Origin of the sequence: Polynucleobacter sp. HIN11 (genome assembly GCF_030297675.1) — a bacterium.
Lineage (GTDB): Bacteria > Pseudomonadota > Gammaproteobacteria > Burkholderiales > Burkholderiaceae > Polynucleobacter.
On sequence record NZ_AP028142.1, the window covers coordinates 1,643,676 to 1,655,911 of the forward strand.

A 12,236-nucleotide genomic window follows, 5' to 3' on the forward strand; every position below is an offset into this window, starting at 1 on the left:
TTTAGTGCCCACAACCATGGGATTTAGTCACCATCGCAGCATCGCGATCAATACCGGCGATTTTGCAGCGCTCAAGGTAATCTTTCCACAAAGACTCTTGGTTTTCACATAACTCATACAAATAGTCCCATGAATAAAGACCCGAGTCATGACCATCTGAAAAAGTTGGCTTAATTGCGTAATGACCAACTGGCTCAATGTTTACGATGCCAACGTCTCGCTTACCCGTTTGTAAGACCTCCTGCCCTGGTCCATGACCACGTACCTCGGCTGATGGTGAGTAAACACGCAAAAACTCAAAAGGTAAACGATAGCTCTTTCCATTCTCGTATTGAAGCTCGAGAACCTTTGAGTTTTCATGCACGATTAAATTGCTTGGAATCATTACACTAATACCCTTTCAATTCCGCCTTGGTTGGCCTTAGTTATATAGCTTTCAAGCCAATTGTCACCCAATAAATGCTTGGCCATTTCAACCACAATGTAATCCGCCTTGGTCTCGCTATCGCCATCAAAACGCGATAAGCCTTGTAAGCACGATGGGCAACTGGTTAATACTTTAACTTCACCAGCAAAGTCTTTCCTTAGTTCGGTCGCACCCTTTTCCATTTCAATTTGCTTGCGATAACGCACTTGAGTTGAAATATCTGGCCGAGTAATTGCTAGCGTACCGGACTCACCACAGCAACGCTCGTTCTTCACAATTGCCGTGCCATCCTCAAGTGTAATCAGCTCATTGACTGTCTTCAAAGGGTCCTGAAGCTTCATGGGGGTGTGGCATGGATCGTGATACATATAGCGAACTCCCTCAACACCCTCAAGTCTTAGCCCTTTCTCGAGCAGGTACTCATGAATATCAATAATTCGACAACCTGGGAAGATTTGATCAAACTGATAGCCTGCCAGTTGATCGTAACAGGTACCACAGGAGACCACGACTGTTTTGATATCGAGATAGTTCAAGGTATTAGCCACCCGATGAAATAGCACTCGATTATCCGTAATCATTTTCTCGGCTTTATCAAAGTCGCCGTTTCCCTTTTGCGGATAACCGCAGCACAAATACCCAGGGGGTAGTACGGTTTGCACACCAACGTGCCAAAGCATTGCCTGAGTCGCCAATCCCACTTGTGAAAATAGTCGCTCCGAACCGCATCCTGGGAAATAGAAAACCGCTTCCGTATCAACACTCGTCTCCAAAGGATTACGAATAATCGGGACATAGTCTGCGTTTTCAATATCCAAAAGTGCGCGGGCAGTCTTTTTGGGTAAATTGCCGGGCATCTTCTTATTCACAAAATAAATCACCTGCTCTTTCAAAGCAGGCTTACCAACTGTCGCAGGTGGTGATTGTGTTTGCTGAACGGCCCATTTTTTGAATAATTGATGGGCAAAGCGCTGCAAGCCATAACCCCATTCAATCATCACCTTACGACTCATTCGGATGGTTTCGGGATTAGTTGCATTGAGGAATAACATCGATGCGCTAGTACCTGGATTAAAGCGGCGCTGCCCCATCTTACGTAATAAATTGCGCATATTCATGGTGACATCACCAAAATCGATTTTGACTGGGCATGGCGTATAGCACTTATGACAAACTGTGCAGTGCGCAGCAACATCGTCAAACATTTCCCAATGCCGAATCGATACCCCGCGGCGGGTTTGCTCTTCATACAAAAATGCTTCGATCAATAATGAAGTGGCAAGAATTTTGTCTCTGGGGCTATACAACAAATTTGCTCGAGGCACATGAGTTGCACAGACTGGCTTGCACTTTCCACACCGCAAACAATCTTTTACGCTGTCAGCAATCGCTCCGATATCGCTTTGTTGCATGATGATCGATTCGTGACCCATGAGTCCAAAGCTTGGGGTATATGCCATTTGTAGATTGGCATTTGGCATCAGCTTGCCTTTATTAAAGTGGTTGTTTGGATCCACTCGATTTTTATAAGAACGAAATTCTTTGAGTTCCTCGTCCGTGAGGTACTCTAATTTTGTAATACCAATGCCATGCTCACCCGAAATCACGCCGTCCAAGGAGCGTGCCAAAACCATAATGCGATCAACTGCACGGTGGGCATCTTGCAACATCTCATAATCGTCCGAGTTCACCGGAATATTGGTGTGAACATTGCCGTCTCCAGCATGCATATGTAAGGCAACAAATACGCGTTTGCGTAATATCTTCTGATGAATTGATTTAATTTCTTTTAATACCAAATCAAAGGTGGAGCCACCAAAGATGACTTGCAGTGGGGCAAGCAATTCGTTTTTCCATGAAGCGCGCAGGGTACCATCTTGCAACTGTGGGAAAAACTGATCTATTTTCTCTAACCACTCTGCCCAGCGAGACCTTACTTCACGCAGTAGTGTCTGGGCCTGAATGACGCGATCGCCCACCATTTCTGCTCGTGAAATATCCTCAATCTCGTCATTTGCACGAATCGGAAGTGTTGCTTGATTGATATATTGCTCGAGGGCATCAAGTAACTGAATTTTATTTTTAAGCGATAGCTCGATGTTAATTTGATCGATTCCATCGGTGTACTCGCCCATTCGCTCGAGCGGAATCACCACATCCTCATTAATCTTGAATGCATTAGTATGCTTTGCAATCGCCGCCGTTCTCGCTCGATCCAACCAAAACTTCTTACGCGCTTCGGCACTTACTGCCACAAAGCCTTCGCCTACACGCCGATTGGCCATACGCACCACTTCGCTAGTCGCAGCAGCAACGGCCTCCTCATCCTCTCCAGCGATATCACCGATGAGTACCATTTTGGGCAAACCGTTGCGTTTGGATTTTGTGGAGTACCCCACCGCTTTTAAATAGCGGTCATCGAGGTGCTCGAGTCCCGCCAATAGGGGTCCACCTTTTTTACTTAAATCATCCAAATACGCTTTGATCTCAACAATGCTTGGAATGGCTTCACGTGCCTGGCCAAAAAACTCCAAACAAACGGTACGCATATGCTTTGGCATACGATGCAAAATCCAGGTGGCACTCGTAATCAGACCATCGCAACCTTCTTTTTGAATACCCGGTAAGCCGGATAAAAATTTATCCGTCACATCTTTACCTAAACCTGCTTTCCTAAATTTAGCGCCCTCGATTTCTAAAACCTCGGAACGTAAAACCTTGGCTTGAGGTGCCGCCTTGCCATCCGACCAGATCAAACGAAACCGAGCAACGCCTTGATCATGAATCTTGCCAAGGTTATGGTCGAGCCGCTCAATATCGAGCCAATTTCCATCGGGATCCACCATGCGCCAACTAGCCAGATTATCCAAAGCGGTTCCCCATAAGACTGCTTTCTTACCACCTGCGTTCATAGCGATATTTCCGCCAATACAGCTGGCATCCGCTGAGGTTGGATCGACAGCAAAAACGAGTCCTTGTTTTTCTGCGGCATCTGCTACACGACGGGTCACCACGCCCGCCCCAGAGAAAATCGTAGGCACCGGAGCACTTAGGCCAGGCAATACAGAATGTACGACCGCTCCAAGATCAATTAACTTTTCTGTATTAATCACTGCCGACATTGCCACCATTGGAATGGCGCCACCGGTATAACCCGTACCACCTCCGCGCGGAACAATGGTCAGCCCTAACTCAATACAAGCTCTGACCAAGTTTGGAATTTCTGCTTCGGTATCTGGCTTGAGAACAACAAATGGATACTCGATTCGCCAATCGGTTGCATCGGTAACGTGCGCAACGCGTGACATTCCGTCAAATGCGATATTGTCAACATGTGTAAATTTGCTAAATATCCTCTTGGCCTGCTTGCGCAATTGCGATACGGTTTGAAAGTTATTCGCAAAGGATTCCACTGCAGTGCGAGCGGCTGACAGCAAATCGTTGACCTGTTCAGCAAAATCTCCAGAGATCCGTTTTTCAACCTCACCCAAACGATGCCATAGGGCCTGAATGAGTGCCTCGCGTCGTTTGGGGTTATCTAATAAATCATCTTGTAAATAGGGATTACGCTCGACGACCCAAATATCGCCCAGCACCTCAAACAGCATCCTGGCAGAGCGGCCCGTGCGTCGCACACCACGCAACTGCTCCAAAATTTCCCAAGCCTTCGCCCCTAAAAGACGAATGACGATCTCTCGATCAGAAAATGAGGTGTAGTTATACGGAATCTCACGAAGACGATGGGATTGCGTATCGATCTCAGACAAACTATCTAAGGAGATAGGTGCGTTCATAGTGGCCAATCGATTAAAGCTCTATTTTAGATGAGCTTGATCATTCCCGTTACCAATCGATTTGGCACAATATTGAATTAATTTAAGGACTTATGTACTAAGCATGGTACGCTTTCGTGATGAAAAATGATTATTTAAGCCGAATTGAGAACGCCAAGGTCTACGATGTTGCACGCAAAACAGAATTAGAGAAGGCTCGGGATCTAAGCGCACGCTTTCAAAACACGATTCTTTTAAAGCGCGAAGACAGTCAACCGGTCTTCTCATTTAAGTTGCGCGGTGCATATAACAAAATGGCCGGATTGAGCCCGGCGGCTCTTAAAAAGGGGGTGATTGCCGCCTCTGCCGGTAATCATGCGCAAGGTGTTGCACTGTCCGCCGCTAAACTCAAATGCAAGGCGGTGATCGTGATGCCAATCACTACCCCTCAAGTCAAAATTGATGCAGTGAAGGCTCACGGTGGCAAGTGGGTGGAACTGGTCTTGACCGGTGATTCTTACAGCGATGCCTATCAAGAAGCTCAACTGCTTCAGAAAAAGAAGGGGTACACCTTTATCCACCCTTTTGATGATCCAGACGTCATTGCTGGTCAAGGCACGATTGCTAAAGAAATCCTCGATCAACACCCCGATCCAATTGATGCCATTTTTGTGGCAATTGGCGGAGGAGGCCTAATCTCAGGAATCGGCGCCTACATCAAATCAGTTAGGCCAAAGATCAAAGTGATTGGTGTGCAAACGGTTGACTCAGATGCGATGAAACAGTCTTTGCAACTAGGCAAGCGTGTTGAACTGAAGGAAGTTGGTCTGTTCTCAGATGGCACCGCGGTCAAGCAGGTGGGCAAGGAGACCTTTAAGATCTGCCAACAGGTAGTTGACGACATTGTCTTAGTCGATACGGATGAAATCTGCGCTGCGATCAACGATGTCTTTACTGATACGCGCAGTATTTTGGAGCCCGCAGGCGCACTCGCTATCGCAGGTTTAAAAAAATATGTTGAGAAGCATCATCTCAAAAAGAAAACCTTGGTAGCCATTGCGTGTGGTGCCAATATGAATTTTAGTCGTCTACGATTTGTGGCTGAACGTGCCGATGTGGGTGAATTTCGTGAGGCAATCTTTGCGGTCACCATTCCTGAAGAGCGAGGCTCTTTTAAAGCGTTTTGCAAAATGCTCGGTAAACGCAATGTCACTGAATTTAACTATCGCATCGCACATGCCGACCAAGCGCATATTTTTGTTGGCATCGGGACCCAACGGGCGGGTGACAACAAAACAATTGCCAGTGCCTTTCGTAAAGCCGGATTTGCAACCATTGATCTAAGCCATGATGAATTGGCCAAAACGCATCTAAGACACATGGTTGGTGGTAGTTCCGCTTTGGCCAAAGATGAACTACTCTACCGCTTTGAGTTTCCAGAACGCCCAGGTGCGCTGATGCGCTTTCTAGATAGCCTGGCCCCGAACTGGAATATCAGCTTGTTTCATTACCGTAATCATGGGGCCGATTATGGACAAATCTTATTAGGAATTCAGGTGCCGAAGAACGAACAGCTGGCCTTTAAACAATTTTTAAAGACTTTAGGCTATCCTCATTGGGATGAGAGTAAGAATCCTGCGTACCGCCTATTTCTAAAATAAGATGTCCTATACCCTCGCTGGAAAACTAGTCGTTGCCATTTCATCGAGAGCACTCTTTGATTTTGAAGAGGAAAACCGCCTGTTTGAACAAAGTGATGACAGTGCCTACATGAAATTGCAACTAGAACGCCTAGCGATTCCAGCCCAAGTGGGTGTTGCTTTTCCTCTTGTTAAAAAATTACTCCGCTTTAATCAAGATCAACCACGTGTTGAAGTTGTAATCCTTTCACGTAACGATCCGGTCAGTGGTTTACGCGTATTTCGTTCTGCCAAACACCATGGACTTAGCATTGAACGCGGCGTCTTTACCCGCGGTAGGCCGCCGTATCACTACTTAAAATCGCTGCAAGCCAACCTTTTTTTATCAGCGAATGAGGAAGACGTGCGTGCCACGCTTGATACCGGCTTTCCGGCTGCGCGCGTCTACCCAGAATCAACCAAAATGGCCGAGAACAACCCTAATGAAATCCGCATCGCCTTTGACGGAGATGCTGTTTTATTTTCAGATGAGGCCGAACAAGTTTTTCAGGATCAGGGTCTAAAAGCATTTGTTGATCATGAAAGTCAACGTGCTGCCATTCCATTGCCACCAGGTCCCTTTAAGCCCTTGCTAGCCGCCCTTCACCAACTGCAAACGGAGGCTCTGCCTAAAAATGAAATGCGTATCCGGACTGCTTTAGTAACAGCCCGCTCCGCACCGGCCCATGAACGTGCCATTCGCACCCTGATGAACTGGGGAATTGATGTAGATGAGGCGATGTTTCTTGGGGGTCTATCCAAGCGCGAATTTCTCAAAGAGTTCGAGCCCGACTTTTTCTTTGATGATCAGACCGGTCATTGCAATGCCGCCTCCAGCGTAGCCCCAACAGGGCATGTAATTTCTGGGGTTAGTAATACCAACCGGTCTAAAGCCTAAATTTTTCTATGTCTGAATTTGTTCTCGGTCAGCAAAGTGCTTACCCCAATCAATATGACCCAGGTTTGCTATTTCCCATCCCTCGGGCTGAGAATCGCAAAATACTAGGTATTGAGGAAGGCTCACCTCTACCGTTTTTAGGAATTGACCTTTGGAATGCCTTTGAATTGAGCTGGCTAAACCCCAAAGGCAAACCACAAATCGCATTGGCTGAATTTGCGATTCCTGCAGAGTCACCATGCATGATTGAGTCAAAGTCGTTCAAACTTTATCTCAATAGCCTCAACCAGCATCATTTTGAAAATAGTGATGCGGTACGTAAGTGCCTGAGTCATGATTTAGCTTCGGCCCTGGGTAGTTCATTGCAAATCAAGTTGCTTGACCCATCCGCAATACAAGATCAAAAAAAATATCCACTAATGCAAGAACTGGCTGGTCAACTTCTCGATCGCCTTGATATTGAAGTCGATCAAACACAGATTGCTGACCCGCTACTTCTATGTGCAGATCAAAACTCAGCCCCGGTTACACAAACTCTGGTCTCGCATTTACTGAAATCCAATTGCCCGGTTACCGGTCAACCCGATTGGGCCAGTGTACAAATTCATTACCAGGGTCGGCCTATCGATGAGGAAGGGCTATTGCGCTACCTGATTGGCTTTCGTCAGCTTGGTGAATTTCACGAACACTGTGTTGAAAAAATCTTTTGGGATATTAAGAGACGCTGCCAACCAGAAAAACTCTCCGTTTATGCGCGCTACACCCGACGAGGTGGTTTAGATATTAATCCGTTTCGGACGGATTTCAATGCTGCCTGGCCTAACAATATTCGTCACGCCAGGCAGTAATACTAGAACGGAATATCATCATCCATTGCATCAAGTGCGTTCGCGCTTGGACTAGATGAACTCTCAGCAGGCTTAGAACGACCGCCTGACGATTCCTCTCCGGAACCAGCCATTCGCGCACCGAGCATTTGCATGCTGTCAGCAATGATCTCGGTGGAATACTTTTCTTGTCCACTTTGATCCGTCCACTTTCGAGTCCGCAAGCGGCCCTCGACATAAACCTGTGAACCTTTTTTGAGATATTGACCCGCAATTTCAGCCAACTTACCGAAAAAGGCAATACGATGCCATTCGGTATTCTCTTTCATCTCGCCTGTTTGCTTATCTTTATAGCGATCTGAAGTGGCCACTGAAATATTGGTGACAGCGTCACCACTGGGCATATACCGAGTTTCTGGGTCACGCCCAACATTACCAACGATGATGACTTTATTGACTGAAGCCATTTTGTCTCCCGAAGAAAATTAAATAAAAAGTGTGGCTAAAGCTACTTTGCGGTTTGCGACGATGGAATATCACGCATTGGCCAAGCAATTATAAGCCAGGCAATGATCAAAACAGTGCCCCCAATGAATACCGAAAGGTTGCCAAAGATCTGCATCATGAGTCCGCCGAGCGCTGCACCGGTAAATAATCCGACAGACTGAGTCGTGTTGTAGATGCCCAATGCCGCTCCTTTTTCATCTTTGGCCCAACGCGATACCATCGAGGGTTGCAAGGCTTCGAGTAAATTAAATCCGATAAAGTAAATCAACAATGCACTGACAATGGTTGTTATGGAATGAGCTTGCAAGAAGATGATTTGTGCAATCAATAGGATGACAACAGCTGTAAGTAATACAAGCCGTAATTTCTTTTTCTTTTCTCCATAAATAATTCCAGGCAACATCAAAAAGAATGAAACAACGACCACTGGAAAGTAAATTTTCCAATGGTCATCTAAGGGCATGCCCGCATCCACGAGTAAGCGCGGCACAACCAGGAACATGGCTACTTGGGTGGCATTAAGCACAAACACTCCCACATTGAGCCGGAATAATTCAGGTCTTAGAAAAATTTGCATCAGAGGCTGATGTTCACCCCGAATTTGCTTTGGAGGACTTGGTACCAAGAGCCAGGCAACCAAAAACCCAATCAAGCCCAACAGTGCCAATAACAAGAACATACCATCAAGGCCAATGGCCCGATAAATTGGCGTCGCAATCACCAATGAAAGGGCAAACGAGATGCCAATACTTCCTCCCACAATCGCCATTGCCGCAGTTCTTACTTGCTCGCGCGTTAAATCTGCTACCCAGGCAGACACTGCGGCAGAGATTGCGCCCGCCCCCATAAGTCCTCGCCCAATGGCAATCCACAACAAATCATCACGACTGGCTGCAATCAATGCGCCAGCAATAAATAAACTCAATCCCCATAAAACGACCGGCTTACGACCTACCCGATCCGAAAGAATTCCTAGAGGAATATGGAAAAAGGCCTGAACAATATTAAAAATTCCAAGGGCCAAACCGACCCATAAGGCATTCTCTCCCCCCGGTAAATCCTTGGCATGCAAGGAGAAAACGGGTAACAGCAAGAAAAGTCCCAGCATTCGCAAGCCAAAGATACCGGCAAGGGCAAGGGTTGAGCGTAATTCGGAAGAGTTCATGGGAAAAGGCTATATTAACAAGTTACGCTGAAAAATCATGAATAACGAAATCAAAATCCGTGGGGCCCGAACCCACAATCTAAAAAATATCAATCTGGATATCCCCCGCGAGAAGCTGGTAGTGTTGACCGGCTTATCCGGTTCTGGCAAAAGCTCTTTGGCTTTCGATACGCTCTATGCCGAAGGACAGCGTCGCTATGTTGAATCACTCTCAGCCTATGCGCGCCAATTTCTTCAGTTAATGGAAAAACCCGATGTGGATGTAATTGAGGGTTTATCTCCCGCAATCTCCATCGAACAGAAAGCAACTAGCCATAACCCGCGCTCAACCGTTGGCACTGTCACTGAGATTCATGATTACTTGCGTCTACTCTTCGCGAGGGCGGGCACCCCCTACTGCCCAGATCATGCTTTACCTCTTGAGGCACAGAGCGTCTCGCAAATGGTTGATACGGTTATGGCAATGCCAGCCGATGCCAAACTGATGATCTTGGCTCCTGTGGTGAGTGAACGCAAAGGTGAGTTCGTTGACTTATTTGAAAATCTCCAAGCTCAGGGGTTTGTGCGTTTTCGCATTCGCTCTGGCGGTGGCACGAGTAACGCCGCCAAAGCCGAGATCGTTGAAGCTGATCGTCTACCGCAACTCAAGAAAAATGATAAGCACTCAATTGAAGTCGTGGTTGATCGAATTCGCGTCAAAGAGGATATTCAACAACGGCTTGCCGAGTCATTTGAAACCGCCCTACGACTCGCCGATGGTAAGGCCATGGTAGTCAATATGGACACTGGGGAAGAAACCATCTTTTCTAGCAAATTTGCTTGCCCCATTTGCTCCTACTCATTACAAGAACTTGAACCTCGTCTCTTTTCCTTTAATAATCCGATGGGAGCCTGCCCTAGCTGCGATGGACTTGGTCACATCTCCTTTTTTGACCCCAAGCGGGTTGTGGCACACCCTGACTTGTCGCTCGCAGCAGGAGCTATCAAAGGTTGGGATCGCCGCAACCAGTTTTACTTCAAGCTCTTGCAAACCTTAGCGAAGTTTGGCGGCTTTGATCTTGAAAAGCCTTTTGAGAAATTACCCAAAAAAGCCCAGGACCTGATCCTCTACGGATCCGGGGATACAACCATTCCATTTGAGTACCTGAATGAAAAGGGTCGCTCGGTTGTGCGCGAACATGCCTTTGAGGGAATCCTTGCTAATTTTGAGCGGCGCTATCGAGAAACTGATTCGTCGGCTGTTCGAGAAGAATTAGCACGCTATCAAAATATTCGTGCTTGTCCAGATTGCGGCGGTACCCGTTTACGCAAGGAGGCGCGCTTTGTCAAAGTGGGCGATGGTCAGCAAGCGCGCGCCATTTATGAAATCAGTGCTCTACCTTTGCGTGAAGCTCAAGACTATTTCAATACCATCCAATTAAAGGGTGCTAAACGCGAAATTGCTGACAAAATCATTAAAGAGATCGCCTCGCGTTTGCGCTTTTTAAATGACGTGGGTCTAGATTACTTATCTTTAGAACGAAGCGCCGATACCCTTTCGGGTGGCGAAGCACAACGAATCCGGCTTGCCTCACAAATTGGCTCTGGACTCACAGGCGTGATGTATGTACTCGATGAACCTTCAATTGGATTACATCAACGCGATAACGATCGCTTAATTGCAACCCTCAAACACCTGCGCGATCTTGGTAACAGCGTATTGGTTGTAGAGCACGACGAGGACATGATACGGGCCTCAGACTATGTCATCGATATTGGACCTGGGGCGGGCGTACATGGTGGAAAAATTGTTGCCACTGGAACGCCAAGCGAAGTCGAACATCATCCTAATTCATTAACAGGTGCCTACTTATCTGGCCAAGAAAAAATTGCAGTTCCCCAAAAACGCACCGAACATGATGGGCGCTTTTTAAGCATCATCGGTGCGAGTGGTAACAATTTGCAAAAAGTGGATGCACACATCCCCGTTGGCTTATTAACTTGTGTCACTGGCGTATCTGGCTCTGGTAAGTCAACTTTAATTAACGACACCTTGCATCATGCGGTTGCCCAACACCTTTATGGCTCGAGCGCTGAACCAGCTGAACATGATCATATCGACGGTATTGAACACTTTGACAAAGTGATTAATGTGGATCAATCGCCGATTGGCCGCACACCACGCTCGAATCCCGCAACCTATACGGGCCTATTTACTCCGATCCGAGAACTCTTTGCTGGGGTCCCAGCTGCTCGTGAACGGGGATATGAAGCAGGTCGATTCTCCTTTAATGTCAAAGGTGGCCGCTGCGAAACCTGTGAGGGTGACGGCGTTCTCAAGGTCGAAATGCATTTCTTGCCCGATGTCTATGTACCTTGCGATGTGTGTCATGGCAAGCGCTATAACCGTGAGACCTTGGATATTCGCTATAAAGGCAAGAATATTCATGAAGTTCTGTCTATGACGGTGGAGCAAGCCCATGAATTCTTTGAAGCCGTTCCGGTAGTTAAACGCAAACTTAAGACCTTGCTCGATGTTGGTTTGGGATATGTCTGCCTGGGCCAAAGTGCCACCACCCTTTCGGGGGGCGAGGCGCAGCGTGTCAAGCTCTCGCTAGAACTCTCCAAGCGGGATACGGGACGGACCCTTTACATCCTTGATGAACCAACCACGGGATTGCATTTTCATGACATCAAACTATTGCTTGAGGTGATTCATACCCTGAAAAAGCAAGGGAACACCGTGGTGATCATTGAGCACAATCTGGATGTGATCAAAACCGCTGACTGGTTAATTGATCTTGGGCCGAATGGGGGCGCTGGCGGTGGTCAAATTATTGCCACTGGTACTCCCGAAGAGGTCGCAAATCACCCTGCTAGCTTTACCGGAAAATACTTAAAGCCCCTCCTTAAAAAGCAGGCTAATTCAAGCCCCATCAAGAAAAAAGATCTCGAAAAACTTGGGCTTTAGATCCTGCAAA

The 12,236-nt window shown here is 47.0% G+C and carries 8 protein-coding genes; 4 read left to right on the forward strand and 4 right to left on the reverse strand.

From position 1 onward, the window contains the following. Position 1: 1 nt before the first annotated feature. Together QUE60_RS08285 and QUE60_RS08290 are read right to left on the reverse strand one after the other, a co-directional pair. A complete protein-coding gene (locus QUE60_RS08285) occupies positions 2–385 on the reverse strand; it encodes a gamma-butyrobetaine hydroxylase family protein (RefSeq protein ID WP_286223570.1) in 384 nt (127 codons plus the stop codon). Next, positions 385–4,221: a DUF3683 domain-containing protein gene (locus QUE60_RS08290; protein ID WP_286226722.1), complete on the reverse strand. Its 3,837-nt coding sequence runs from the start codon at positions 4,219–4,221 to the stop codon at positions 385–387. The genes QUE60_RS08285 and QUE60_RS08290 overlap by 1 nt, the downstream gene beginning before the upstream one ends. A 119-nt stretch (positions 4,222–4,340) precedes the next feature. On the opposite strand from QUE60_RS08290, the gene ilvA reads away from it, so the two are divergent. The 3 genes from ilvA to queF are packed head-to-tail and all read left to right on the forward strand — an operon-like array spanning position 4,341 to position 7,625. Further along, a complete protein-coding gene (ilvA, locus tag QUE60_RS08295; protein WP_286226724.1) occupies positions 4,341–5,861 on the forward strand; it encodes a threonine ammonia-lyase, biosynthetic in 1,521 nt (506 codons plus the stop codon). Between the two features lies 1 nt (position 5,862). After that, the gene (locus QUE60_RS08300; protein ID WP_286226725.1) at positions 5,863–6,777 is read left to right on the forward strand and encodes a 5'-nucleotidase; all 915 of its coding nucleotides are present in this window, start codon (positions 5,863–5,865) and stop codon (positions 6,775–6,777) included. 8 nt (positions 6,778–6,785) lie between these two features. Next, complete coding sequence (gene queF / locus QUE60_RS08305; RefSeq protein ID WP_286226726.1) at positions 6,786–7,625, forward strand: NADPH-dependent 7-cyano-7-deazaguanine reductase QueF; 840 nt, start codon at positions 6,786–6,788, stop codon at positions 7,623–7,625. Positions 7,626–7,627: 2 nt separating this feature from the next. Here the strand turns inward: queF and ssb are convergent, their stop codons facing one another. After that, a complete protein-coding gene (gene ssb / locus QUE60_RS08310) occupies positions 7,628–8,071 on the reverse strand; it encodes a single-stranded DNA-binding protein (protein WP_108509118.1) in 444 nt (147 codons plus the stop codon). A 41-nt stretch (positions 8,072–8,112) separates the two neighbouring features. Further along, positions 8,113–9,276 carry an MFS transporter gene (locus tag QUE60_RS08315; RefSeq protein WP_286226727.1) on the reverse strand — a complete coding sequence of 388 codons (1,164 nt, stop codon included), beginning with the start codon at positions 9,274–9,276 and terminating at the stop codon, positions 8,113–8,115. Positions 9,277–9,313: 37 nt separating this feature from the next. Between QUE60_RS08315 and uvrA the strand changes: the two genes are divergently transcribed. Further along, positions 9,314–12,226 carry an excinuclease ABC subunit UvrA gene (uvrA, locus tag QUE60_RS08320; protein WP_286226728.1) on the forward strand — a complete coding sequence of 971 codons (2,913 nt, stop codon included), beginning with the start codon at positions 9,314–9,316 and terminating at the stop codon, positions 12,224–12,226. The last annotated feature ends 10 nt before the right edge of the window (positions 12,227–12,236 follow it).